This is a genomic window from Candidatus Marifrigoribacter sp. Uisw_064 (assembly GCF_047730175.1).
GTDB lineage: Bacteria > Bacteroidota > Bacteroidia > Flavobacteriales > Flavobacteriaceae > Marifrigoribacter.
Genome location: NZ_CP159833.1, coordinates 2,762,966 through 2,788,037 on the forward strand (window position 1 = coordinate 2,762,966; position 25,072 = coordinate 2,788,037).

Annotated in this window: 25 protein-coding genes; 14 read left to right on the forward strand and 11 right to left on the reverse strand. The window is 30.3% G+C overall.

Going from position 1 to position 25,072, the window contains the following annotated elements; translation table 11 throughout:
- The first annotated feature begins 88 nt into the window (after positions 1-88).
- From ABXT64_RS12415 to ABXT64_RS12430, 4 genes are all read left to right on the forward strand, one after another.
- Positions 89-2,479, forward strand: coding sequence for a penicillin acylase family protein (locus ABXT64_RS12415; protein WP_443633254.1), 2,391 nt, complete (start codon positions 89-91; stop codon positions 2,477-2,479).
- 54 nt (positions 2,480-2,533) lie between these two features.
- Positions 2,534-3,862, forward strand: coding sequence for a dipeptidase (locus ABXT64_RS12420; RefSeq protein WP_443633255.1), 1,329 nt, complete (start codon positions 2,534-2,536; stop codon positions 3,860-3,862).
- 98 nt (positions 3,863-3,960) lie between these two features.
- Positions 3,961-4,518, forward strand: coding sequence for an ExbD/TolR family protein (locus ABXT64_RS12425; RefSeq protein ID WP_443633256.1), 558 nt, complete (start codon positions 3,961-3,963; stop codon positions 4,516-4,518).
- A 436-nt stretch (positions 4,519-4,954) separates the two neighbouring features.
- On the forward strand, positions 4,955-5,095 hold the full coding sequence (locus tag ABXT64_RS12430) for a hypothetical protein (RefSeq protein WP_443633257.1): 141 nt from the start codon (positions 4,955-4,957) through the stop codon (positions 5,093-5,095).
- Between the two features lie 44 nt (positions 5,096-5,139).
- Here the strand turns inward: ABXT64_RS12430 and ABXT64_RS12435 are convergent, their stop codons facing one another.
- Positions 5,140-5,391, reverse strand: a complete 252-nt coding sequence (locus ABXT64_RS12435) for a DUF1456 family protein (protein ID WP_443633258.1) — start codon at positions 5,389-5,391, stop codon at positions 5,140-5,142.
- Positions 5,392-5,393: 2 nt separating this feature from the next.
- A complete protein-coding gene (locus ABXT64_RS12440; protein WP_443633259.1) occupies positions 5,394-6,512 on the reverse strand; it encodes a DEAD/DEAH box helicase in 1,119 nt (372 codons plus the stop codon).
- A 126-nt stretch (positions 6,513-6,638) separates the two neighbouring features.
- Here ABXT64_RS12440 and ABXT64_RS12445 point away from each other — a divergent pair, with 126 nt between their 5' ends.
- Positions 6,639-8,036, forward strand: a complete 1,398-nt coding sequence (locus ABXT64_RS12445) for a cytochrome c peroxidase (RefSeq protein ID WP_443633260.1) — start codon at positions 6,639-6,641, stop codon at positions 8,034-8,036.
- Between the two features lie 220 nt (positions 8,037-8,256).
- On the opposite strand, the gene ABXT64_RS12450 is transcribed toward ABXT64_RS12445, so the two are convergent.
- Positions 8,257-8,919, reverse strand: a complete 663-nt coding sequence (locus ABXT64_RS12450) for a hypothetical protein (RefSeq protein WP_443633261.1) — start codon at positions 8,917-8,919, stop codon at positions 8,257-8,259.
- 271 nt (positions 8,920-9,190) lie between these two features.
- Between ABXT64_RS12450 and ABXT64_RS12455 the strand changes: the two genes are divergently transcribed.
- From ABXT64_RS12455 to ABXT64_RS12475, 5 genes are all read left to right on the forward strand, one after another.
- A complete protein-coding gene (locus ABXT64_RS12455) occupies positions 9,191-9,622 on the forward strand; it encodes a hypothetical protein (RefSeq protein ID WP_443633262.1) in 432 nt (143 codons plus the stop codon).
- A 66-nt stretch (positions 9,623-9,688) separates the two neighbouring features.
- Positions 9,689-10,300 (forward strand): M15 family metallopeptidase, encoded by a 612-nt coding sequence (locus ABXT64_RS12460; RefSeq protein ID WP_443633263.1) that lies wholly within the window; start codon positions 9,689-9,691, stop codon positions 10,298-10,300.
- A gap of 69 nt (positions 10,301-10,369) precedes the next feature.
- Positions 10,370-10,651, forward strand: coding sequence for a DUF3817 domain-containing protein (locus ABXT64_RS12465; protein ID WP_443633264.1), 282 nt, complete (start codon positions 10,370-10,372; stop codon positions 10,649-10,651).
- Positions 10,648-11,910, forward strand: coding sequence for a mechanosensitive ion channel family protein (locus ABXT64_RS12470; protein WP_443633265.1), 1,263 nt, complete (start codon positions 10,648-10,650; stop codon positions 11,908-11,910). Before ABXT64_RS12465 ends, ABXT64_RS12470 begins: the two co-directional genes overlap by 4 nt.
- Positions 11,911-12,133: 223 nt before the next feature.
- Positions 12,134-12,541 carry a glyoxalase gene (locus tag ABXT64_RS12475; protein WP_443633266.1) on the forward strand — a complete coding sequence of 136 codons (408 nt, stop codon included), beginning with the start codon at positions 12,134-12,136 and terminating at the stop codon, positions 12,539-12,541.
- An 11-nt stretch (positions 12,542-12,552) separates the two neighbouring features.
- On the opposite strand, the gene ABXT64_RS12480 is transcribed toward ABXT64_RS12475, so the two are convergent.
- Positions 12,553-13,230, reverse strand: a complete 678-nt coding sequence (locus ABXT64_RS12480) for a DUF2461 domain-containing protein (RefSeq protein ID WP_443633267.1) — start codon at positions 13,228-13,230, stop codon at positions 12,553-12,555.
- 218 nt (positions 13,231-13,448) lie between these two features.
- Between ABXT64_RS12480 and ABXT64_RS12485 the strand changes: the two genes are divergently transcribed.
- The 4 genes from ABXT64_RS12485 to ABXT64_RS12500 all read left to right on the forward strand — a co-directional run bounded on the left by ABXT64_RS12485 (position 13,449) and on the right by ABXT64_RS12500 (position 17,440).
- On the forward strand, positions 13,449-13,802 hold the full coding sequence (locus ABXT64_RS12485) for a hypothetical protein (RefSeq protein WP_443633268.1): 354 nt from the start codon (positions 13,449-13,451) through the stop codon (positions 13,800-13,802).
- 198 nt (positions 13,803-14,000) lie between these two features.
- Complete coding sequence (locus tag ABXT64_RS12490) at positions 14,001-14,978, forward strand: OmpA family protein (protein WP_443633269.1); 978 nt, start codon at positions 14,001-14,003, stop codon at positions 14,976-14,978.
- A gap of 1 nt (position 14,979) precedes the next feature.
- On the forward strand, positions 14,980-15,597 hold the full coding sequence (locus ABXT64_RS12495) for a hypothetical protein (RefSeq protein ID WP_443633270.1): 618 nt from the start codon (positions 14,980-14,982) through the stop codon (positions 15,595-15,597).
- A 7-nt stretch (positions 15,598-15,604) separates the two neighbouring features.
- Complete coding sequence (locus ABXT64_RS12500; RefSeq protein ID WP_443633271.1) at positions 15,605-17,440, forward strand: sodium:solute symporter family protein; 1,836 nt, start codon at positions 15,605-15,607, stop codon at positions 17,438-17,440.
- Here ABXT64_RS12500 and ABXT64_RS12505 read toward each other — a convergent pair whose 3' ends face one another.
- The 7 genes from ABXT64_RS12505 to ABXT64_RS12535 form a co-directional block, all read right to left on the reverse strand.
- Positions 17,441-20,362 carry a glycoside hydrolase family 3 N-terminal domain-containing protein gene (locus ABXT64_RS12505; RefSeq protein ID WP_443633272.1) on the reverse strand — a complete coding sequence of 974 codons (2,922 nt, stop codon included), beginning with the start codon at positions 20,360-20,362 and terminating at the stop codon, positions 17,441-17,443.
- A gap of 268 nt (positions 20,363-20,630) precedes the next feature.
- The gene (locus tag ABXT64_RS12510) at positions 20,631-21,113 is read right to left on the reverse strand and encodes an ABC transporter ATPase (protein WP_443633273.1); all 483 of its coding nucleotides are present in this window, start codon (positions 21,111-21,113) and stop codon (positions 20,631-20,633) included.
- Positions 21,114-21,115: 2 nt separating this feature from the next.
- Positions 21,116-21,907, reverse strand: a complete 792-nt coding sequence (locus tag ABXT64_RS12515; RefSeq protein WP_443633274.1) for a (Fe-S)-binding protein — start codon at positions 21,905-21,907, stop codon at positions 21,116-21,118.
- A 3-nt stretch (positions 21,908-21,910) separates the two neighbouring features.
- Positions 21,911-22,330: a DUF2147 domain-containing protein gene (locus tag ABXT64_RS12520; RefSeq protein WP_443633275.1), complete on the reverse strand. Its 420-nt coding sequence runs from the start codon at positions 22,328-22,330 to the stop codon at positions 21,911-21,913.
- A 2-nt stretch (positions 22,331-22,332) separates the two neighbouring features.
- Positions 22,333-22,767 carry an LNS2 domain-containing protein gene (locus ABXT64_RS12525; RefSeq protein ID WP_443633276.1) on the reverse strand — a complete coding sequence of 145 codons (435 nt, stop codon included), beginning with the start codon at positions 22,765-22,767 and terminating at the stop codon, positions 22,333-22,335.
- A gap of 26 nt (positions 22,768-22,793) precedes the next feature.
- Positions 22,794-24,113 (reverse strand): 4Fe-4S dicluster domain-containing protein, encoded by a 1,320-nt coding sequence (locus ABXT64_RS12530; protein ID WP_443633277.1) that lies wholly within the window; start codon positions 24,111-24,113, stop codon positions 22,794-22,796.
- Positions 24,114-24,115: 2 nt separating this feature from the next.
- The gene (locus tag ABXT64_RS12535) at positions 24,116-25,066 is read right to left on the reverse strand and encodes an MlaD family protein (RefSeq protein ID WP_443633278.1); all 951 of its coding nucleotides are present in this window, start codon (positions 25,064-25,066) and stop codon (positions 24,116-24,118) included.
- Between the last annotated feature and the right edge of the window lie 6 nt (positions 25,067-25,072).

The window sequence follows — 25,072 nt, forward strand, 5'->3', positions numbered from 1 at the left end:
TAAAAAGCCAAGTCGAATAGACTTGGCTTTTTTTTGTTTAGACCCGTACATCACTTATCTTTGAGTTCCTCAATTAATATTGACTTACATGCGCATTATAAAAAAAGTCTTCAAGTTTTTAATCCTATTGTTAATCCTATTATGTATTGGAGGTTGGATGTATTATAATCATCTTAAACCTAGCTATTCTGGTGAAATTTCTTTGAATAATATATCTTCTGAAACAACAATTTATTACGATGACTATGGGATTCCCCATATCTATGCTGAAAATGAAATTGATGCTTCTGTTGCTCTAGGATATGCACATGCACAAGACCGTTTATGGCAAATGGAATTATTAAAAAGAATTGCTCCTGGACGTCTTTCAGAAATATTTGGAGAAACAATGCTTAAAAATGACACCTTTTTTGCCAGTACAGGAATTGATGAAGCTTCTGAAGCAGCATTACAAGGGTTAAATAAAAATAGTGATATCTACAAAATCGTTGAAGGGTATGTAAATGGTATTAATCAATTTATTGAAGAAGGCCCTACTCCTATTGAATTTACATTAGTTGGTATTGAAAAAGTTCCTTTTCAAATTAAAGACGTTTATAATATTGTAGGTTACATGGCATTTAGTTTTGCGATGGCTCAAAAAACAGATCCGCTCTTAAGTAATTTACAACATAAATTAGGGAATGAATATCTGAAAGAATTAAATATAGAGGTGCAAGCCGATACTCAATTAATAAAAACTACTAAAGAGAATATAGAAGTATACACTACGATGGTTGCCTCTATCAATGAGCTGATGGAGAAAACACCTATTCCAGCTTTTGAAGGGAGTAATAGTTGGGTGCTTAACGAACAAAAAACAAGTACTGGAAAAGTGATATTTGCTAATGACCCACATATTGGATTTTCACAACCAGCAGTTTGGTATGAAGCACATGTTGCGACTCCTACCTATGAAATGTATGGTTATTATTTAGCTGGCTTTCCTTTCCCTTTACTAGGGCATAATCGAGAATTAGCCTATGGTATTACGATGTTCGAGAATGATGATATTGATTTTTATAAAGAAGAGAATCATTCTTCTGATAACGGAAAATATAAAACAAGCAAAGGTTTTTTAGACTATACTACTTCAACGAAAACTATTAAGGTAAAAGATAAGGAGGATGTTATTCTTTCTGTGAGAAATACCATTCATGGGCCTATTATCAATGATGTAATCAATGGTATTTCTGAAAGCAGCCCAATTGCAATGTCTTGGCTGTACACACTAGAAGAAAATAAAGTATTGGATGCCATCTATACAATTTCTAGAGCTAAAGAAATGAAAGAAGTAAAAAAAGGAGCTTCTTTAATTCATGCACCTGGATTAAATATTATGTATGGTGATGCCAAAGGAAATATTGCATGGTGGGCTTCTGCTAAATTGTATAAACACAAAGAAAATGTAAATACTAAATTCATTCTAGATGGTACCACTATTAAAATGGATAGCATTCGTTATTTAGATTTTAATGAAAATCCGATGGCTGAAAACCCATCATGGAATTATGTGTATTCAGCAAACAATCAACCCGATTCTATAGCAGGAATGTTGTATCCTGGTTATTATTTACCTGAAGATAGAGCTAGACGAATTGTTCAATTATTAGAACCCAAAGACAATTGGAATGTTACTTCCGTTTCAAAAATGATTAATGACGTTACTTCTTCTGTTACTTCCGAAGTCATTAAAGAATTTACAAAAGAAATGGATTTTAATTCATTCAATAAAAATGAACAACGAGCGATTGATATTCTTCAGTTATGGGATGGTTCAAATGATGAAGAAAGTGTTGCTCCTACCATATATAATATGTGGGTATATCAATATTTAAAATTTACTTTCATGGATGAAATGGGAGAAGAACTTTTTAATCAATTCAACTTAACTCATTTAGCAAAAAGAGTGGTTGCAGATCATATTAAAAAAGAACAATCTATTTGGTGGGATAATATTGCAACTTCCGAAAAAGAAACTAGAAAAGTGATATTAGCAGCTTCTTTAAAAGAAGCCGTTGAACTTTTAGAACAACAGCACGGAAATAATATTGTAGGTTGGACTTGGGGTAAAGTAAATAACTTAGAACATCCTCATCCTCTTGGAACAGTGCCCATTTTAAATAAAATCTTTGGATTTAATGTGGGTCCTTTTCCTATGAATGGAGCTAGAGAAGTAATTAATAATAGAGGGTATTTGTTAAATAATGAAGGGATTTATACTATAAAATCCGGCCCTTCTACGAGAAGAATTATTGATTTTTCAGATGTTGAAAACAGTATCAGTATTTTGCCTACAGGGCAATCAGGTGTTTTTGCAAGTAAACATTATGATGATCAAGCTGAAATGTTTAATAAAGGAGAGTTCAGAAAAATGAAAATGAATAAAGAAGAAATTATAAACGTCTCAACCAAGTTAATCTTAAAGCCAAAGCAATAAAATTAAGAAGCTTTAAAATTCCTATATTTGAAATGCTAATCAATACTTCTATCAATGAAAACTTTCATTCAAAATCTTCCTCCATGGAGTTACTGCCTATTTATTTTTATTTTAATCATTTCCTGTAAAGAAAACCCCAAAGAAGAACCTATGAAAAAAGTTTCATTAACTGAAGATCAGATTTTTGTTAAAGCAAAAGAAATCCATAAAAAAGTAATAACGCTAGACACACATTGCGATATTAATGTAAAGAATTTTACAGATTCTATTAATTACACACAAAATTTAGATTCTCAAATTACGCTTCCTAAAATGAAAAAAGGAGGACTAGATGTTGCCTGGTTTATAGTATATACAGGGCAAGATTCTCTAACAGATGCTGGGTATAAAAATGCCCTCGAAAATGCAATGTCTAAGTTCAATGCAATTCATAAATTAGTTAATGATATTGCTCCAGAACAAATTGAATTAGCGCTAAATTCAGATGATGTTAGACGGATATCAGCAGCAGGTAAAAAAGTTGCTATGATTGGTATCGAGAATGGCTATCCTATTGGAACTGATATTAGTAATGTTGAAAAGTTCTATGATTTAGGTGGAAGGTATATGTCTTTATCTCATAATGGTCATAGTCAGTTATGCGATAGTAATACAGGCGAAGAAGATGATGTATGGCTTCATAATGGATTAAGTGATCTTGGTAAATTAGTGATCGCAGAAATGAATCGATTAGGAATGATGATTGATGTTTCTCATCCTTCTAAAGAAGCTATGCTACAAATGATACAATTAAGTAAGGCTCCTATTATTGCTTCACATTCTTCTGCAAGAGCATTATGCAATCACAGTAGAAATTTAGATGATGAACAATTAATGTTACTAAAAGAAAATGGTGGTGTTGTTCAAACAGTAGCTTTTAGTTCTTATTTAAATACTGAAAAATATAACAAACGCAATGAATCGGTTAAAGTTATAAGCAATCAAATTGGCGATTCATTAGGAACGAAAGTTTTAGAGTGGAGTGAAGTAGGAAAATTGGAACCCTCTAAAAGAGAAGAATATTATGGTTTTTATGAGAATATGTCTCGCATACGTAAAAATAAATTAGCTAAGATGACAGACCTTCCTCCTGCTGTTAATGTTTCCGATTTTATAGATCATATCGATTATCTAGTTGAAAAAATTGGAATTAATCATGTTGGTATCAGTAGTGATTTTGATGGTGGTGGTGGTATTGAAGGTTGGGACGATGCTTCTGAAACCTTTAATGTAACATTAGAACTTGTAACAAGAGGATATACTGAAGAACAAATTGAAAAACTTTGGAGTGGTAATCTATTACGTGTTCTAGATGAAGTAGAGAAAGTTGCTGAAGAAATTTAATAAAAATTATAAATCAATTTTAAAAGCCTCTTAACGAGGCTTTTTTTTATACTGGCACTTTTATTGTATATAGTTAATAGACACTAAATCATTGACATATGCGAAACAAGAACACTAGTCCACAATTGAATGCAGGAGGTATGGCAGACATTGCCTTCCTATTATTGATCTTCTTTTTAGTTTCTACGACCATACCTAATGATAAAGGTATTGCAAGAATACTTCCGCCTCCCTGTAAAAATAAAGCTGATTGTTTAGCTGAAATTCATGAGCGTAATATACTAAGGATTACTACTAATGATAATGGCGAACTACTTATAGCTAATATAAAAACACCCATGAATGAATTGAGAAGTGTGATTAAAGAGTTCATTGATAATAATAAAGACGCTAGCTGTACGTATTGTCAAGGTAAAGGATTAGCAAACTCTTCAGATAACCCAAATAAAGCTTCTATATCGTTAAATTTTCAAAGAAATACCCCTTATAAGTACTTTATACAAGTACAAAATGAATTAACTGCTTCTTATAATGAACTAAGAGAAGAATATTCTAATAAAATATTTCAGAAAAAAATAAGTCAATTAACAAAGGATGAATTTTCTATAATAAAAGAAGCGTATCCCTATAGGATCACAGAGGCAGACATAAAATAATTAACTATATATAAATTAAAATAGATGCTTCTCTCCTCTTTTTAAAGCATTAAACTGTTAAAATATGTTAAAATAGTACTTTGTTTTGCATAGTACTGTAACATATTTGTTATTCTTTCGTCTATTAAGTATATCAAACAAAAAAACAAAAGTAATGAGAACATTAAACAGTAATCAATTAACAGGGAAAAACAGTAAAACAAAAAGTTATATCTGGAATACTAAAAGACGTTTCAGAAATTAAGAAAACAAAATAGTTGAATTAACCAATTTATATAGAAACCATGAGAACATTAAACAGTAATACACTAACAGGAAAAAATAGTAACACTAAAAGCTATATCTGGAATACTAAAAGACGTTTCAGAAATTAAAAAAGTAAAATTCATCAATTAAATAGTATCAATCAAATATCATCAATCAAAAAAAGAGCTTAATGAAAACAATAGATCATATCCAGAAAAGAATAAGCCGAATAGCTCAAAAACAAATCAAATTTGAGTTAAATAAAAAAGGATTACTCTACAATGATGAGACATTGTTTTCGAGAAAGAATCACTATCCTCAATGGGTTTAGCTAGTTGTTGGTTCAAAAGGCTGTAATTTTATTACAGCCTTTTTTTATTTAGAAGGTTTTGTGTTTTTCTTTGGCATGGGGCCACGTAAATGAATGACCAAACCATTTAAAAAGTTTCTTAATATTTGATCTCCACATTCTACATACTTTGGGTGGCTCTCATTTCTGAAAAAAGAACCAATTTCGCTTTTAGAAACTTTAAAATCTACTAAGGCACAGATTTCAACTATCTCATCATCTCTTAACTTTAAAGCTACTCTTAATTTTTTAAAAATATCATTATTTGATAGTGCCATGCTTACATTTTTAATTCTTTAATACTGATACCAAGCGACTTAGCAAGGTTATGAAGGTTCGAAGTTTCTTTTGGAGTTACTAATGCAATAGAGTCTCCTTTTTTACCTGCTCTAGCTGTTCTTCCACTTCTATGTGTATAATATTCTATCTTTTCAGGTAATTGATGGTGCAATATAAAGCCTAGGTTATTTACATCGATACCTCTCGCAGATACATCTGTTGAGACTAAGATTTGTAAATTGCCATTTTTAAAAGCACGCATAACCTTATCACGTTCTTTTTGTTGCATATCCCCTTCTAAAGCTTCTACCGAATATCCTTCTTCTTTTAGTTCTTTAGTTAATGCCTGTGTTCCAAGTTTTGTTCTACAAAAAATAATACCACGCTCTTCACTTCTTTCATCTAACAATTTAATAATCACATTCACCTTTTCACTTATAGGCGAAACAACAAAACTGTGGCTGATATTAGCATTTACTAATGAGTTTTTATTTACTACAATTCTTGCAGCATTTGGAGCCATATATTTTGAAATAATACGTTGGATTTCTTCTGGCATCGTTGCTGAAAATAACCATGTATTTCTCCCTCCACTCGTATGGCCTAAAATAGTATCTAATTCCTTTTTAAAGCCCATGCTCAGCATTTCATCAGCTTCATCCATTACTAAGGTATTAATACTTCTTAGGTTGATCGTTCCCTTATTTATTAAATCTATTAATCTACCTGGAGTTGCTACAATTATATGTGTAGTTCTTTGTAAACGATTGATTTGAATATCAATTTTTTCTCCGCCATAAACAGCTTCAACAAATATCTTCTCTTCTGAATACTTCGTAAACTTGAAAAGTTGTTTCTTAATTTGTTGTACTAATTCTCTTGTTGGAGATAGTATTAATGCCTGAACCGCAGATGATTTAGGATCTATACCATTTAATATTGGCAATCCATAGGCTGCAGTTTTACCCGTTCCTGTTTGAGCAAGACCAATAAAATCTGTTTTTGAATGTAATAAAATTGGAATTACTTTCTCCTGAATCTCAGTAGGATTCTTTATCCCTAATTCTTTTAATGACTTACAATACTGATGATTAACCCCTAAATCTTTGAATGACAACATAGCTATTTTTAAAAATGCAAATATAGGTTACTAAAGACAAATTGATAGACAAATATTATTTTTAAAATCAATTAAACCTTTTATCTTTTTTGAAGTCAAATAGACTTTAATTAATAAACCATCTTTATGAAAATCAAATTTGCTTTCCTCTCTATTTCTATTATTGTATTATGTTTATTTGTTAGTGCTACTATCGATTTAGATAATCTTTTCAATTACGAAAATCAAACCATTCCAAACTATATCAATAAAGATAATACGACAACAAATCCAATTACAGATGAAGTTGCCACTTTAGGTAGGGTTTTATTTTATGATGCTAACCTTTCAAGTAATCAAACCATAGCTTGTGCCAGTTGTCATCAACAAGATAAGGCTTTTGGTGACTCAGAAGTACAGAGTATTGGATTAGAGGGTGGTTTAACGGGAAGGCACTCTATGCGTTTAATAAATGCTCGTTTTGCAATTGAAACTCATTTTTTCTGGGATGAAAGAGCTACAACACTAGAAGAACAAACTACTATGCCAATTCAAGATCATATAGAAATGGGCTATAGCGGCACGAATGGCGATCCAGATATTAATGATTTAATTTTAGAATTAGAAGAATTAGATTATTATCAAACATTATTTGAATTTGCTTACGGAGATTCTGAAATCACTGAAGAAAGAATGCAACTGGCTTTAGCTCAATTTATACGAAGCATACAATCATTCGATTCTAGATTCGATGAAGGACTTACCCAAGTAAATAATATCAATCAAGATTTTCCTAACTATAGCGCACAAGAAAATTTGGGGAAAGACTTATTCATTGCGCCTCCAAATGGAGGCGGTGCTGGATGTATTGGATGTCACCAAGGACCTGAGTTCGATATCGACCCAAATACATTAAACAACGGTATATTATTAGTTGCTGGAAGTGATACAGAAATTGATCTTACAAATACAAGAGCTCCTTCGTTACGCGATCTTATGAATCCAGACGGTACACTAAATGGACCTTTAATGCACAATGGTAATTTAACTACTTTATTGCAAGTTGTAAATCATTATAATCAAATGCCTAACAATCCCGATAATACCAATTTAGATCCTAGATTGAGAGGTCCTGGAGGGCAACCACAAAATTTAAATCTTACTGAAAACGAAAAAGCAGCTATTGTTGCATTTCTAGAAACATTAACCGGTGTAGATGTTTACACGAATGAAAAATGGTCTGATCCATTTGATGAAAATGGTGAAATCACAATTATTGGCGGAAATCTTTCTACGGAAGAAAATGATTTTGGAACGAATGTAACGCTCTACCCTAACCCAGTAATTGAAAACTTAACTGTTTCTATTTCTGATGGAAATTATTCACTGAATATTTTCAATTTATTAGGACAGAAATTACATTCTGAAACAATGACAAGCAACATTGAAATAAATTTATCTAACTTAAATTCAGGTATATATGTTGTTTCAATTCAAGATGTAACAAATCAGAAAAGTTATTCCGAAAAAATTATAAAACGCTAATCGGTTTCTTCTATACTGAAAAATTCATTTACTGGTTTATTAAAAAATTCAGAAAGCTTTAAAAGACTCAATTTTTAATATTCACACTATTTACTGAAATACAAACTTAAAGGCTCCAGATATAATACTTGCTTTTAAACCTGTACTTCTTTCATATTGATTAAAACGAAGGTCAATGCTTATTAAATGAAGTTTCCAAAGATGACTTTTTGTAAATATCTTATTCCTTAACTATAATAAAAGTCGCTTTAAAACCTGTAAGAAGGTTCCACTCTTTTGCAGAGATTAAATTACCTTTATCGTCATATATATGAAGTTCTGCAGTATTTGGTCCTGAAGTTCCTTGATTGATCGCTTGAAAATCAATTTTATTAAATCCTTTTACCAGTGGTAAATCAAATCCTTTAAATGTAGCATCAAGATAAATATTTGAACGTATAATATCTTCATTAACATAAACTCTTATACGATCACCATCAACAAATTCATGATCTCTATATACCACATTTACAAAAGAAGCGTTGGTTTTTATATCGCCAAGATACTGATCTGAAGCATATTGACTTTCGTCAAGTGCTTTGTCTTTTGTAAAATACTTTGGAGCTTTATTTGTTACTGTAGATACAAATTCGTCTTCTTTTGAAATATTGATTTCTTTAGGTTTTTCAAGCCCTAAATTTGCATATTTATCATTTTCAGGGTTTTCAGCCTTCTTCGTAAAACTTGGAAAACTGATAGCGGGAAGTTCAGATTCTTCAGGAGTTTCGGTATTATCCTCAATATTTTTAAATTTCACAAATGGATTAGGATTATCTAGTTGTGCAAAGAGATGACCTGATAAAAAGAATATGAAAATAAATATATAATACTTGTTTTTTTGCATGTTAGATATTCAATAAGCAATATTATCAATAACTAAACCAATTATATACTTTTTGTAATAAAAATAACATTAATATGTCTAACTTGATACTGAATAGTAGGTATATATTAGTTTTAAGGTTAGTTTCAGAATCTGACAATGAGTAAACTGTATGATTAAAGCGGAATTACGACGCAGATACTGAAAAAAACCTTTCGATGCTAAACCAGTAAATAATTTTAAAGTTCACATTTTTTATTTAAATTGCTACTCTTATTACTCCAAAGAGACGATGCGAATTGAAGACACTATGTATCCTAATACCTGCCAAAAAAAGGTAGAATTGTCTTTTGGAATTTTTTACTTTTTCGAGAAGTTTATAATCTCTGAAATAAATGAAGGAGAGCATTTTGATTGGGATAAAGTTCTGCAAATAACGAATATTGCATTTCAACATTACAAGAAGGGTTTTAAAGTAGCCTATATCTCTAATAGAGTGAATTCATATTCAATGGAACCCCAAACCTGGATTAAATTCAAAAAAAACGACCTTAATTTTATAGTTGCAGCAGCAATTATAATTTATGCTGAAATTAGTCTAGAAATTGCAACATTAGAAAAATCATTTACAACGAATAGCATCAAAAGATGTTTCAGTATAGAAGAAGCCGTAAGTTGGGTGCATAATTTAAGAGAATTTAAGGTTAAAAGTACTAAAAATTAGTGTGCTATACAGCTAAAAAAGATCTATAAATTAATGTAGTTTTACCCTTATTAATTTCAAAACTAAATGAATTATCAAATTTTATTTTGTGTGGTTTTTTCATTTTCGATGAACGGAGGTTATTCTCAAGATGAACTTGTAGATTTGGAGAATAAGTCTACAGAATTTTCATATGAAATTAGATATGCTTCAACAAATAACTTTATAGGGGAAGTTTTATATGATTGCCCTATATGTCTTTTAAGACCTGAAGTTGCTACTGCCCTATTAAATGCAAATAAATACTTTTGTGAATTAGGATATCGCATAAAAATTTATGATTGTTATCGTCCTTTAGACGTACAAAAAATAATGTGGGAAAAAGTTCCTAGAGCAACCTATGTAGCAAACCCTTATGGTAAAGGATCCATACACAATAAAGGTGCTGCTGTAGACATTACCTTAGAAACTTTAGAAGGTTGTTATGTTGAAATGGGAAGTGATTATGATTACTTCGGACGTGAGTCACATATTGACAATTTAAACTTTTCAGAAGAAATACTTTCTAATCGAAAAATTTTAATTGAAGTGATGAAAAAATGTGGCTTCATCACCGTTAGAACAGAATGGTGGCATTTTAGTTTTCGCAAAAATAGAAGTTTCAAAACATTAAATATACCTCTCCCCTGTTCTAATTAAATTACTATTGATTTCTTAACACTGTTTTAATAATTGATATAGTATCTTTGCTCTTTAATTATTATTTAAATGAATTTATCGGTAAATACATTTCGAAAAATAAGCTTTTTAGAAGGCATTTCTTTTTTATTATTATTAGGTATAGCAATGCCCATAAAGTATATTTGGAATATGCCAGAGATGGTTCAATACGTTGGCATGGCACATGGAGTCCTTTTCATGTTATATATCGTTGGAGCCTTTATTCTTTATCAACAATTAAACTGGCCTTTTAAAACTTTTGTTGTTGTTGTTCTTTGTTCAATTTTACCCTTTGGCCCTTTTTATGCTGAAAAAAAATACTTAGTATGAGCACAAATTTTATAGAAAAATATAGCTATTGGTTTAAAGATTTATTTCTTGAAAAAGGGATGGTTCTAGAATTTGCAATTTTTTTGAATTTTGTAATAAATTTAATCGCATTAGCTATTATAATTTTTTCAATAGACTATATCGCTAAAAAATTAATTGTAAGTGCTTTTAGATTGTTTAGTAATAAAACAAAAAACACTTTCGATGATTTTTTAGTAGTAAGTAACTTTCCAACATTTATTGCACATAGTATCCCCTTATTTATTATATGGTATAGTATTCCAATCATATCAAAAGATTATCCTTCAATATCTAATTTTCTACTTACTACTGTCATTATTTTATTAATCATATTGTGTGTTTTCGTAGTAAGAAGTCTTTTAAGAACTGGAAAAGAATATTTAAAACTGTATGAGAGATTTAAAGACAAACCTCTAGATAGTTACCTGCAAATATTTATGATTTTTAGTTGGGGTGTTGGTCTTTTTTTTATCATCAACTTAATCACAGGATATTCTACAGCTAGTGTAGCTTCTTTTGGAGCTGTTTCAGCGGTTGTTTTATTAATCTTTAAGGATACCATTTTAGGGTTTGTAGCGAGTATACAAATTTCAGTAAACGATATTATTCGAATTGGTGATTGGATTACTTTTAGCAAATACGGGGCCGATGGTACGGTTACTGAAATAAATCTAGCAACGGTTACCGTTCAGAATTTTGATAATTCTTTTACAACAATCCCAACCTATAGTTTAATTGCAGATTCATTTCAGAATTGGAGAGGAATGCAAGAATCGGATGGAAGAAGAATTAAACGATCTATATTTATAAAACAAAATTCTGTAAAATTTCTTGATAAAGATGACATTGAAAAATTGAAAGGAATAGAATTAGTTCATCAATATTTAGACGTACGTGAAAATGACAATTCATTATTTAATATAGATACTGAAGTAAATAAATACCTACTGGTAAATGGTAAAAACCAAACCAATCTAGGAGTTTTTAGAGAATATATTAATGCAATTTTAATCGACAATCCTTTAATTAACAAAGATTTATATTTAATGGTGCGATATCTTCCTACTACCGATAAAGGAATTCCTGTTGAAATATATTGTTTTTGTCATGATAAAAAGTGGGAAAACTATGAGAAAATTCAAGCAGATATCCTTGATCAAGTATTAGGCGCTGTCCCCTATTTCGAATTAGAATTATTTGAATCCCCTACAGGAAAAGATTTTAGTGCTATAAAATAAATTTAATTCGTATTTAGAAAAAATGAGTTAGAGATTTCTAGTATAAAAGCAAAGAAGCGCTTTTAAAGAAAAGCTAATCAACATAAAATAATTAAAGCCCTAAAAATATTTTTTTAGGGGCTTTTTTATTGGTTAAATTTTTGTTGAAAACACGTTTATAATATAATTTCATTTAAATAAAAGATATACAATATTTTGGTATTTTTAATAAAACGTTACGATCATGGATATTAGAGATACAGTATTACTGAATTTGCGCCCAGAAATAATTACAGCAATCGTTAATGATTCAATGTCAGATGAAGAAATTTTTCAGAATAAAACCATACGTCCAGTTGTAAAATTGCAAAATGACATTTTAATTCAGGTATTTAAACATTACATTGAAAAGCATAAAAATGTTTTTTATGATTTGCCAATTGATAAAAAGTTAGATTATATTGAAAATGCAATCCATAAAAACATGAAGTTTCGAAATTCAATAAAAGGAATTATTATAGGAATGTTTACCACTCAAGAGCATAATGATTACACAAAAAATTCATCTTCACTTAATAAACGTATGATGGGTATTGTAAAAGAAAGGCTAAAGAGTAATGTTCAATTGTTAGCATACGAATTTTCACATTAATAATTTATAGATTATTTTAATAAAGAAACTCCATTTAAATCGGTAGTTAGCACCTCACTCATATAATTAAAATAGGGCCTTAACAATTGAAATTTATGCATTAAATTATCTTGAAAAGAATCAGAAAAAACTTCTTCATCTTTAAAGTCATGAACTACAAAGTAACTTTTGAGTCTAATTAAATCTATGTTTTCATCTTCCTTATTAAACCCTTTTGGAGCTGTTTTTACTTTGTATGTTTGATCAAATTCGTTAAATGTTTTTTTAAAATCTTTCTGATTTAAGATTTCACGAATTTCTGAAGTATCCATTTCAAATTCTTTTCTTATTCTAAGTAGGTCTGCAGGTTCGGGACCAAAAAAACCTCCTGCCATAGCAGATTTCCCTGGTTCTAATCTTAAATAATAACTTCCCCGACGATGTGCTCCTGCCCTACTAAAACTCACACTTCTATGTACATTATAGGGAGTTTTATCCTTACTGAATCTTACATCTCTATTAATACGAAATACTTTAAGTTTTGATATTTCATCAGTTTCATTTAAAGATTTTTCAATGGAGGCATAAAATGCTTTCAGAACTTTTTCATTTGCTAAATACTCTTTTTTATGTTCTGTCATCCAATCTCGATGATTATTCTTTTTCAGAGTAGAAAGAAATTTGAATGCATTTTTAGGAATCTTACTCATAGGGTCAAATTTGATTTATTAAAGATACTATAATTCTACAATCAATATAAACATCAATATATCAGATGTTTGCAATTTAAATTCAATTCCCTTACATTGAAATCTCAAACAAATAATCACTAACCATTAAACCAACAAAAATGAATACAACAAACAAACCAAAAGCTGCTTATTGAATTATTGCCATCATTGCATTAATATGGAATATCATGGGTGTTATGGCGTATTTAGCACAAGCGTATATGACTGATGAAATGAAAGCTTTATTACCTGAAGCTGAAAGAGCTTTATATGAAAATTTGCCAACATGGTATACAGCAGCTTTTGCTTTAGCTGTATTTGCAGGATTACTTGGATCTTTAGCTTTATTAATAAGAAAAAAGTGGGCAACCTTACTTTTTATTATTTCTCTTTTAGGAATATTAGGTCAAATGACTTATAATTTCATTTTAAGCGATAATATGGATGCATATGGTCTTGAAGGGTATATTATGCCTATTATGGTACTTATCATTGGAATATTTCTTTATTTGTATAGTAAAAAAGCGAAGACCAATGGTTGGTTAAACTAACCTTTAGATCATTAATAATTAAAGCCCATTTCTATATAAATGAAATTAGGCTTTTTTAATTTTTAGAGAGAAATAATAATGTGTACAATATGTGGAAAACATATTTGTAATTAATCCTCAAAAAATGATTAATTTTTATAAATTTGAATATAATAGCTTCCTTATCATAGCAACTTAAATAACAAGGAGTTACAGCGTATGAAAAAATTTTTAATCGCATTTATTGTTTTTTTATTATGGTCAATTTTTGGGCTATGGATTTATTCTTTGATTCAACCAAGTAAAATTGCTGCTAATTCTGATTCTACATATGTGAATAAAAAAACTGTTTTAGATTCATCAAAAGAAAAAATAAGTAATAGTATCCAAGATAAAGATTCAATAGCAGATGCAATTAAGTCTCACGATTCTATCTCTAATAAATCACCTATAAACTACAATACACTAAAGGCAATTGATGAAAAAGGGAATATTATATTTTTATTTTCTGAAGGAATAATTATTACAAAAAATTCTCCTGAATTATTAATTTCAAACACTATTATAGATTTTAAATACAAATTAAAAACCTATTTAATTGATCATCCTAAAACTGAATTATATATCACTTCATTATACAGTCCTATCGAAAATATAGAAAGACCAAACTTTGGAATGCAAAGAGGATTAAAAATTAAAGAGATTCTTGTGAATACAGGTATTTCAGCTGAAAAAATAGTAACAAAACCAATTATTAAGGATATTCAATTTAATGAAAACCAACAATTCAACAATAGTTTCATTTTTTCATTTAAACCTTTAAACTTAAAACGAATTGAAAATTTAAAATTAATAAAGCCAGAAATAAAAACTGTATATCCAAAATTTTCAGAAAGTGGAATTTTAGAAAATAATGAATTAAAGAATTTACTTTCAGAAGTAAAAACTCTATTAATAAATCATCCTAATTTAGAAATTGAAATAGTGGGACATACCGATAATATAGGCAATAGTAATGATAACTATGCTACAGGTTTAAAAAATGCAAGGCAAGTTAGATGGTATTTAGTTTCAAAAGGAGGTATCGATAAAACAAAAATAATTGCGTCATCAAAAGGTGAGTCTGAACCTATTGATAGTAATAACTCCCACCAAGGAAGAATTGCTAATAGACGTATCAAAGTTATATTTAATTAATATGAATGTACAAATAGATTTATTGAGCATATTATCAGAATATGCAGGTATCTTTATACTTATGCTAAGTACTTTTCTTATAGGGTATTTTGCTTGCTTATATCTTCAAAAAGCCAAATACATTAAAATTATAACTAAACAAAATAAAAAAATTGCAGCACTTAAAAAAAACAATCATGCAATTTCTAATTTTGAAAAAAAACCAAAAAAAGAGACTATCAATGATCTCGAAACAATATTTTCTGAAATAAAACCAAAAATTATTAAGGTTGTTAAAGAAGCTCAAGAAGAAATTAATGAAACAAATATACCTAAAAGGGTTGCTTTAAAAGCAAGGACTAGTTATGTGTCTTATAATAAATCGAAAGCTAAATTAAATTTAGAAAACCTTGGTTATGGTGATAAAAGTAATAAAGATGATCTTACAAAAATTACCGGAATTGGCCCTTATATAGAAGAAAGGCTTAATGAAGTTGGCATTTTTAATTACGTGCAAATTAGTAAACTATCCATTGGAGATATTCGTTCAATAACAGATTTAATTGACTTTTTTCCAGGAAGAATTGAAAACGATGATTGGATTGGGCAAGCAACAGAATCATTAAACGTAACTAAGTAATATTTATATGAAATTAGAAGTTCTTGACTGGGTATTAATCATTTCATTTTTTACCATTATTTTAGCTATTGGGATCATTGTTTCAAAAAGATCTGGTAAAAACACTGCCGAATATTTCTTGTCAAATCGTAATATGCCTTGGTGGTTGCTTGGTTTTTCTATGGTGGCAACTACTTTTTCAACAGACACTCCAAACTTAGTAACTGATATTGTAAGAAATAATGGAGTTTCAGGAAACTGGGTCTGGTGGGCATTTTTATTGACAGGGTTATTAACGGTTTTTGTGTATGCAAAACTCTGGAGAAAATCTAATGTCAATACAGACATGGAGTTTTATGATTTACGTTATGGAGGAAAACCTGCTCATTTTCTTAGAGGATTTAGGTCTGTTTATCTTGGAGTAGTCTTTAATGTCATGGCGATGGCCGCAGTAACTTTAGCTGCAATTAAAATTGGTCAAGTAATGTTAGGCCTTACTCCTATTCAAACGGTTAGTATTGCTGGATCTATTACAGTAGTGTTTAGTGCTCTTGGTGGATTTAGAGGCGTAGTTTATACCGACTTTGTACTATTTTTTGTTGCAATTATTGGGGCCATTTGTGCCGCTTATTATTTAGTGAATATACCTGAAATTGGAGGCTTAGCTAATTTAATTGCTCATGAAAATGTTGCAGACAAATTATCTATTTTACCAGATTTTAATGATACTGAAGCGCTAATTGGAATACTTATTATTCCTTTAGCAGTTCAATGGTGGAGTGCATGGTATCCAGGTGCCGAACCTGGTGGCGGAGGTTATATTGCACAACGAATGCTGGCTGCAAAAAATGAAAATCATGCAATAGGAGCTACATTTTTCTTCAATATTATGCATTATGCTTTACGTCCTTGGCCGTGGATATTAGTGGCTTTAGCATCTTTAATTGTGTATCCTGATTTGGCAAGTATCCAAGAGGCTTTTCCAAATGTAGAAGAAAATAAATTAGGACATGATTTAGCATATTCAGCTATGCTTACAAAATTACCAAGCGGTCTATTAGGTATAGTCTTAGCATCTTTAGGAGCTGCATATATGTCTACAATATCCACTCATTTAAACTGGGGTTCTTCATACATTGTAAATGATTTATATAAGCAACAAATTAACAAAAATGCTAGTGAAAGAGAATTAGTTAATGCAGGTAGGTTATCTACAGTAATCTTAATGGTAGCAAGTGCTTTACTTGCACTAGTATTAACGAATGCCTTGCAGTTATTTGAAATTATTTTAATGTTTGGAGCAGGTACAGGGCTTATTTTTATACTAAGATGGTTTTGGTGGCGAATCAATGCATGGAGTGAAATATCTGCTATGTTTGCTTCAGGAATTATTTCAATCTTATTTAATTTCACCTCATTAAAAACGATTCTTTTTGATCATAAAAATGAAGCTGACGTATTGATCGAAGGTGTTTTTCCTGCTTGGGCTAAATTTCCATTAGTAGTATTAGTTACTACAATTATATGGGTATTAGTCACCTTTTTAACAAAACCTGAAAGCAAAGAAACCTTAGTCTCATTTTATAAACAAACAATGCCCGGTGGTCCAGGTTGGAAAAAAGTATTAGATACTGTTGATGATGATGAACTTAAATCTTTAGAAAGAAATAATAAATGGTCGGTACCTTCAGGTATTTTAGCAATGGCACTTGGTTGTATATTAGTGTATAGCTGTATGTTTGCTACAGGTAATATACTGTACGGAAATTATGAACTTGCTTCATGGCTAATTGTAGCCATAGTGATATCTGGATACCTTTTATTGAGGGTTTGGAAAAATCTTAAAACTGATTTTAAAAAATAATTATTCTTCCTCTAAAGCATTATAAATAACTTGCTGAATATTAGATCGCAAATTACTTCCTATTATTTTTCGATTATTAGCATCTGGAAAAGTTCTGTTTGAAAGAAAAACATAGACTAATTCTTGTTCAGGATCTGCCCATGTAAAAGTACCCGTGAATCCACTATGACCAAAACTAAGCATAGAAACACAACCACAAGTAGGTCCTACATCTCCTAATTGAGGTTTATCAAACCCTACTCCTCGCCTCACATCATCATCGCAAAAATAACAAGTATTAAACAGATCTAATGTTGCGGATTCTAGGTATTGTTTGTCACCATAATACCCTTCCCATAAATACATTTGCATGATTTTAGCTATATCATTCGCATTACTAAATAAACCTGCATGACCACTCACCCCTCCAAGCATTGCAGCTCCTTGATCATGAACATACCCCTGTACTTTTTGCATCCTAAATATTTGATCATCTTCCGTAGGTGGAATCTGACTTTTCTTAAATTTATCTAAAGGCAAATATGTAGAATAATTAGCACCAAGTGAATTATAAAAATTTCGCTGAATAAGTTTGTCTAAAGAGCTGCCATAAAATTCTTCTAAATACTTTTTCATCAAGTAATAAGGCAAATCACTGTATTTATAACTTAATTTTTCACGAAGTTCACTCTCCTTAATTTTTTCAAAAATACTATCTTTATAATCATTTCGCATGAATAAATTTTCAGCTACTTGAATTTTAAAACTATCTCTTTTTACTTTTGAATAATATCTTTCTGAAGGTAACTTAGTTATTGTATCTAAAGTACTTACATAAAAAGGAATCCATGCTTTAAGACGCGCATAATGAGAAAGCATTCTTTTTAACGTTATATTCGATTTATCTGTGTTTTTGTACTCAGGAAGTAATTCAGAAAGCTTTGAATCCATTGTTAAAATATCTCTATCAAATAATTCCATCACTAAAGGTAAGGTTGATAAAATCTTAGTTAATGAGGCTACATCATAGATATCAGTGTCTTTTACTCCTATCTTTTTATCTTGAGTATGGTGTCCAAAATTTTTCTGATAAATTACTTTTCCTTTTCTAGCGACTAAAATCTGAGCTCCAGGCATCATATTTGCCCATAAACCAATGCGAGCCAAAGAATCTATTCCTTTTAATACTTCTGAATTTATCCCCACACTTTCAGGAACTCCATATTGTAAACGTTTTAATTGTTTTGTTTCAATTGAAGTAAACAAGGGAAAATCTTCACCTAGTGTTACAGGAAGCATCCCTTCTGCTTTTCTTGCTCCAAATATTAATTGGGCAGATAATTCTTGTGACACTTTACTGTTTTGATACGACATAATGATCGCTTCAAAATTTTCAGAAGTCTTTAGGTCTAATAAAGCATAAGGTCTTGCAAATACATCTAAAATCACTTTATTAGTACGCGCTATTTCATAGATCCAGACTAATTCTTTATCTGTAAATTTATATTCCTTCCAAGGGTTATCATTGGATTTATGAAAACCTATGACTACATAATCATACATTTTTAATTTCTGTAAATAACTATTTAAGTTTTTTGCCTTCACCCAAGATACATCTCCATATTTTTTTAACTGACTTAAAAAATATTTTCCAGAATCGTCTCCAAAGTTTACATAAGCAATTTTCTTATTGGTTAAATCGGTAATTGGCAAAATATCTTCTTTATTTTTTAATACCGTTAAGGCTTTTTCCATTACCTTTTCATACAAGACATTATCTTCAGGTGCATTTAAATCTTCAATAATGTTTTCTGGATTTACAGGAGTAAACTTATGCAAACCTACTTTATACTTTGCTAGTAATATTTTTTTAACTGAATGTGCTAATCGTTCTTCAGAAATAAATTCTTTACGGTATGCATTCACGATTAATTGATGCGCTTTTGGAACGCTTTCAGAAATTAACAAAACATCATTTCCTGCTAAAAAAGCAGCTAAATCTATATCCCCGGGGTTTTTAAAATTTGCAGCACCTTTCATATTCAAGGCATCTGTAAAGATGAGACCGTTAAAACCTAATTCACCTTTAAGAATATTTGTAACAATATTTTCAGAAATTGAAGAAGGTAAATCAAACTTTTCTTCTAATGAAGGAACATTTAAATGAGCAACCATAACACTACTTAAGCCATCATTTATTAACTTTCTATAAGGATGAAGCTCTACCGAATCAATTCTTTCTTTTGTAAATGAAATCGTTGGCAAAGTTTTATGTGAATCTGAATCTGTATCACCATGACCAGGGAAATGTTTTGCATTTGCAAGTACTCCCACACTTTCCATACCTTTCATAAAGGCTAAAGACTTTTGAGTTACATTATCCTTGTCTTCACCAAAAGAGCGATTACCAATAATTGGATTTTTAGGGTTTGTGTTGATATCAACTACTGGCGCAAAATTAATATGCACTCCCAATCGTTTTGAATGCTCTCCAATTCTTTTACCAACTTCTTCAATAAGTTGATCATCTTTTATTGCACCTAGGGTCATATTCCATGGATAAGCGAAAGTTGAATCTAATCGCATAGCCAATCCCCATTCTGCATCCATACCAATAAGCAAAGGTGTTTTAGAAACTTTTTGATAATGATTATTTAGCTTAGTTTGTCGTTTTGGTCCTCCTTTTGAAAATATAATACCACCTATATATTGATTTTTAATCAAGCTATCGATTTTATCGATTTTAGATTTAGGGTCGCTTGAGTAAATATCTACCATAAATAATTGGCCTACTTTTTCCTGAAGCGACATATTTCCATAGACACTGTCAACCCATTTTTTTTGATTTTCAAGATCATCTATTACAAATAATGGATTGATTTGCTGTGAATAAGAATTCAAACAACAAAAAGCAACTATAAATATGAGTATGAGGGTTTTCATTTATAATAAGTTTTTACCATATTATGACTAAGCTATAAGTCAAACTAGGAAACGTACTGCTAATTTAATTTTAAATGAATCAATTGTTTTTATAATTTTGTTAAATTATACAAACGATATTCATTTTTTTCTTTGTCAAAATTAATAAGCCTAATTATATCATCTAAAATAACAGAGAAGTAATTTTTTAAAATAATTTTCTTTCCTTTTTTTATCTGCAGGTACCTGAAGTAAAAGTATTTAAACCCAATATTGATAAGAAATAAAATTAAAATAATCTACTATGCCAACTATCTTCTGCTGGGATTTCCCAATCTTCTAGATACTCGGCTTTTGTATTAATTAAATTATTAAAGACAATTGTCTTTTTTGAAATAGATCTTGCTTTAGCCATTTTTTTAAAATCAGCTAATGATTTATGTGCTAAAAAATCTCCATTATAAAAGGTTACATTCATTTTGTCTAATAAGTCTATTTCAAATTCTTTCTCCAGTGATTGAATGAAATAAACTGAAGAATCAATACTACAGCCAGATGCTGAAGCATTTTCTTGGTTTAAACCGATGATAATAAAGCGATTATATTTTAGTTCGAAACCAGCTACTAAGTCTTTACCATGAGCAGTCCATTGCTCAAGAAAATCATTAGTTTTTATGTTAATTGATTCAATTTCAGAATCACTTATTTTTCTATTTGATTGATAAATCCATATTCTTGAATCATCGGGTAGGTTTTTAAAATCTGTCAGCATTTTTATAAATCTTCAGCATTAGCAATCATTTCTGCAATATCTAGTACTTCAATACTTTCTTCTTTGTTTTTAGATTTAACACCATCTGTTAACATCGTATTACAAAATGGACAACCTGCTGCTACAATTGAAACTTTTGTTTCAATTACATCTTCTGTTCTTTCCACATTAATATCTTTATTTCCAGCTTCGGGTTCTTTAAACATTTGTGCTCCTCCTGCTCCACAACAAAGCCCTTTAGATTTGCAACGTTTCATTTCAACAAGTTCAACTTCGAGTTTTCTTAATAAGTTTCTAGGAGCTTCATATTCATTATTCGCTCTTCCTAGGTAACATGGATCATGAAATGTAATACGTTTTCCTTTGTATTTTCCTCCTTCTACTTTAATTCTTCCTTCTGTTAGAAGATCTTGTAGAAATTGAGTATGATGCATTACTTCGTAGTTTCCTCCTAATTCTGGATATTCATTTTTTATAGTGTTAAAACAATGAGGGCATGCAGTTACTATTTTTTTCACCTCATAGGCATTAAGCACTTCAATATTTGTCATTGCTTGCATTTGAAACAAAAACTCATTACCCGCTCTTTTTGCAGGATCACCTGTACAACTTTCTTCTGCTCCTAATACAGCAAAATCAACATTAGCGTTGTTTAAAAGTTTAACAAATGCTTTTGTAATTTTTTTTGCTCTATCATCAAAACTTCCAGCACATCCAACCCAAAACAACACTTCAGGTTGTTTTCCTTGAGCCGTAAATTCTGCCATGGTTGGCACTCTTAATGTTTCACTCATTATTTATATGTTTCTAAGCCAATATTGAGTTCTTCCTATTATAGAAAAACCTACAAACCCTCTTACCTTTAATTTATTCTTGTTTAATAATTTTAGATAACATTTATATTTTTTTCCATCTTTAGGATCCAAAATAGTTCCATCATTAAATTCCTCTCCATCTTTCTTTAAATTTTCAATAAATTCCATCCCAATAACTGGCATGTCTTTATTTTTACCCTTACATTTTTCACAAATTGAATCTAATGGGTCTTCAAATAATGTTATAATTTTTCCGAAGTATTCATCTCCTACCTTATAAATTTCGATTACGGACTTTTTACTTTTTGTTTTATCATGGTATGTCACCCATTCCCCAACAATTGACTGCGCATTTAAAAGTGAGCTAAAACAGAGTAAGATAAAGAAAATTCTATTTTTCATTCTTAATCTTTAAAAACTTCAATGGTCACTTCTTTTACAACTAATTCTGTAAAATTTCCTTTGTATTGAGTTGCTTTTACAATATGATTATCAATCCAATGATAGTTACCTCCTCTTGGTTTCCCCATTAAAAGGGAATGATATTTAAAACCGTGTTTTTTCAACCAAATCTCAGTATACCCTCTATGTTCTTCAGTTCTAGAAGTAAAAAAACAAATAACATGTCCTTGATCGTACCATTTATTTACTGTCTTTAAAGCATCTGGATATACCGCAGCTGTTAGCATACGCTCAGGTTCTTCATTGGGAATATCATCCCCAACAGTACCATCTATATCGACTAGATAGTTTTTAATATCTTCTGGAAGGCCAGGACTTATTTTTTCTCCTCCTTCTTCTTTAATGCTTAATAAGTTTTCTATATCTTCTTTTTTCATATCATTTTTCTGCGAAGGCAGTAATTTTATTCATTTTTCCAGTTCAATCGATCCATTTGATTGTATGGCCAAGGAGCCCCATTGTTTTCAATATTTGTCATAGAAGAATTTAATTCGCTTGGTGCAGCAGATTGTTCCATAACTAGATATTGTCTCATATCCATGATGATAGACAATGGATCTATACTCACAGGACAGGCATCAACACAAGCATTACAAGTAGTACAAGCCCAAAGTTCTTCTCTAGTTATATAATTGTCAAGTAACTGATTATCATCTAATTTAAACTCCCCATTTTTATCAATGTTCTTTCCAATTTCTTCAACACGGTCACGAGTATCCATCATAATCTTACGAGGAGATAACTTTTTACCTGTTTGACTTGCAGGACATACACTCGTGCATCGTCCACATTCAGTACAGGTATACGCATTTAATAGTTGAACTCTACTTAAATCTGTAACATCGCTTGCCCCAAATTTAGCTGGAGCTTCTTCCCCTTCGGGTAGTGCAGCAAATGGATCTATAGTAGGATCCATCATCATTTTAACTTCTTTTGTTACTGATTCTAAATTTTTAAACTGCCCTTTGGGAGCTATTTTTCCATAATAAACATTTGGAAATGCTAGAAGAATATGCAAGTGTTTTGAAAAATATAAGTAATTTAAAAATATTAATATTCCTAAAATATGAATCCACCAAGCTCCTCTTTCTATAATAATTAAAGTGCTTTCAGATAAGCCATCAATTAAAGGTAATAGGAAACTACTCACCGGAAATAATCCTGCTTTGGTATAATGTGCAGCTTCTAATAGTTGTAATTGTTGGTCTGTAGCATTCATTATTAGAAATAGTGACATTAAAACTATTTCGAAATAAAGAATAATATTTGCATCATTTTTTGGCCAACCTTTCATCTCAGGGTTCCAAAAACGTTTGATTCTTTTAATATTTCTTCGAGTCCAGAAAATGAGCACACTTATAAGTACTAAAAGAGCTAATATTTCAAAAGAAGCAATTAAAATATCATAAAAAACACCTAATCCTGCAAAAATTCTATGGGTGCCAAATATACCATCAATAATGATCTCTAATACTTCGATATTGATAATTATAAAACCAACATAAACTACTATGTGTAATAATCCAGCAACTGGACGTACTACCATTTTAGATTGTCCTAAGGCTATTCTGAAGACATTCGACCAACGTTCCTTTTTATGGTCTGAAGCATCTACTTTATGTCCTAAATTTATATTACGAATTATCTTCCTGCTATTTTTAATGAAAAAACCAAGGCCAGCTATTAAAGCTAATAAAAAGATAATATTAGGTAGGTATTGCATGTTTAATTATTAGTATCTGGTGTTTCTTGATATTTAGAAGGTTTTTTTCCGAAAAGAGAGAAATGAACATATCGTTTCGGATTCTGTTTCATGTCTTCAAGTAAAAGTTCTAATTCTTTTGAAGCTCCTTCAAGATTATTATACAATTGATCGTCTTTTAAAAGCTTTCCAATACTTCCTTCTCCAGCTTCAATTTTAGTTACAATAGAATTAAATCCACTAAGAACTCCTTCTAACTCATTAATCATTTTACCTGTCTTAATTTTCGCTAATGAATCAGAAAACAAAGCAAAATTTTCAGAAGTAACTTCTAAATTAGAAAAGGTAGCATTCAATTTATCTTTATTTGTTGCTAATATTGAATTAAGATTAGCACTTGCTCCTTTAAAAGAATACATGGTTTGGTTTAAGTTTGCGATGGCTCCTTTTAAATTTTCTTTTGCAGTGTCGTCTAAAATTGAATTTAAATTAGTTAATAAGGTATCCATTCCAGATAAAGCCTTCATTACTTTTTCTTCTAAGGGTTTTAGACCTCCCGTAACAGACTCTAACATCCCTAATTCGATTTCACCTTTTAGATAATCATTAGATTCTGCATAATTTTTTGAAGAATAATCTGGTATAATCGCAATAGATTTCCCTCCTATTAGGCTACTACTATAAATACGTGCTATACTATTTTTAGAAAATTTAAAGTCTGAATCGACTGAAAAAGTCACTAATATGTCTCCTTTTTCATCTACAAATTTGATGCCTTGTATTTTTCCAACAATTAATCCGTTGATTGTTACTGGAGCTGATGATGTTAAGCCTTCTACATTTGTATAGGTGACATGAAAGGTTCTGCTATCGCTAAATAAGTTAGAACCTTTTAAAAAATTATATCCAAAAATGAAAAGCAGTATTGATACTACTGCAAATATTCCTGTTTTTACTTCTCTTGAAAGTTTCAAATGATA

Bases quoted from the DNA above. Each gene is read 5' to 3' on its own strand.
- ABXT64_RS12415 (WP_443633254.1), top strand. From the start codon at position 89: ATGCGCATTATAAAAAAAGTCTTCAAGTTTTTAATCCTATTGTTAATC.
- ABXT64_RS12420 (WP_443633255.1), top strand. From the start codon at position 2,534: ATGAAAACTTTCATTCAAAATCTTCCTCCATGGAGTTACTGCCTATTT.
- ABXT64_RS12425 (WP_443633256.1), top strand. From the start codon at position 3,961: ATGCGAAACAAGAACACTAGTCCACAATTGAATGCAGGAGGTATGGCA.
- ABXT64_RS12430 (WP_443633257.1), top strand. From the start codon at position 4,955: ATGAAAACAATAGATCATATCCAGAAAAGAATAAGCCGAATAGCTCAA.
- ABXT64_RS12435 (WP_443633258.1), bottom strand. From the start codon at position 5,391: ATGGCACTATCAAATAATGATATTTTTAAAAAATTAAGAGTAGCTTTA.
- ABXT64_RS12440 (WP_443633259.1), bottom strand. From the start codon at position 6,512: ATGTTGTCATTCAAAGATTTAGGGGTTAATCATCAGTATTGTAAGTCA.
- ABXT64_RS12445 (WP_443633260.1), top strand. From the start codon at position 6,639: ATGAAAATCAAATTTGCTTTCCTCTCTATTTCTATTATTGTATTATGT.
- ABXT64_RS12450 (WP_443633261.1), bottom strand. From the start codon at position 8,919: ATGCAAAAAAACAAGTATTATATATTTATTTTCATATTCTTTTTATCA.
- ABXT64_RS12455 (WP_443633262.1), top strand. From the start codon at position 9,191: ATGCGAATTGAAGACACTATGTATCCTAATACCTGCCAAAAAAAGGTA.
- ABXT64_RS12460 (WP_443633263.1), top strand. From the start codon at position 9,689: ATGAATTATCAAATTTTATTTTGTGTGGTTTTTTCATTTTCGATGAAC.
- ABXT64_RS12465 (WP_443633264.1), top strand. From the start codon at position 10,370: ATGAATTTATCGGTAAATACATTTCGAAAAATAAGCTTTTTAGAAGGC.
- ABXT64_RS12470 (WP_443633265.1), top strand. From the start codon at position 10,648: ATGAGCACAAATTTTATAGAAAAATATAGCTATTGGTTTAAAGATTTA.
- ABXT64_RS12475 (WP_443633266.1), top strand. From the start codon at position 12,134: ATGGATATTAGAGATACAGTATTACTGAATTTGCGCCCAGAAATAATT.
- ABXT64_RS12480 (WP_443633267.1), bottom strand. From the start codon at position 13,230: ATGAGTAAGATTCCTAAAAATGCATTCAAATTTCTTTCTACTCTGAAA.
- ABXT64_RS12485 (WP_443633268.1), top strand. From the start codon at position 13,449: ATGGCGTATTTAGCACAAGCGTATATGACTGATGAAATGAAAGCTTTA.
- ABXT64_RS12490 (WP_443633269.1), top strand. From the start codon at position 14,001: ATGAAAAAATTTTTAATCGCATTTATTGTTTTTTTATTATGGTCAATT.
- ABXT64_RS12495 (WP_443633270.1), top strand. From the start codon at position 14,980: ATGAATGTACAAATAGATTTATTGAGCATATTATCAGAATATGCAGGT.
- ABXT64_RS12500 (WP_443633271.1), top strand. From the start codon at position 15,605: ATGAAATTAGAAGTTCTTGACTGGGTATTAATCATTTCATTTTTTACC.
- ABXT64_RS12505 (WP_443633272.1), bottom strand. From the start codon at position 20,362: ATGAAAACCCTCATACTCATATTTATAGTTGCTTTTTGTTGTTTGAAT.
- ABXT64_RS12510 (WP_443633273.1), bottom strand. From the start codon at position 21,113: ATGCTGACAGATTTTAAAAACCTACCCGATGATTCAAGAATATGGATT.
- ABXT64_RS12515 (WP_443633274.1), bottom strand. From the start codon at position 21,907: ATGAGTGAAACATTAAGAGTGCCAACCATGGCAGAATTTACGGCTCAA.
- ABXT64_RS12520 (WP_443633275.1), bottom strand. From the start codon at position 22,330: ATGAAAAATAGAATTTTCTTTATCTTACTCTGTTTTAGCTCACTTTTA.
- ABXT64_RS12525 (WP_443633276.1), bottom strand. From the start codon at position 22,767: ATGAAAAAAGAAGATATAGAAAACTTATTAAGCATTAAAGAAGAAGGA.
- ABXT64_RS12530 (WP_443633277.1), bottom strand. From the start codon at position 24,113: ATGCAATACCTACCTAATATTATCTTTTTATTAGCTTTAATAGCTGGC.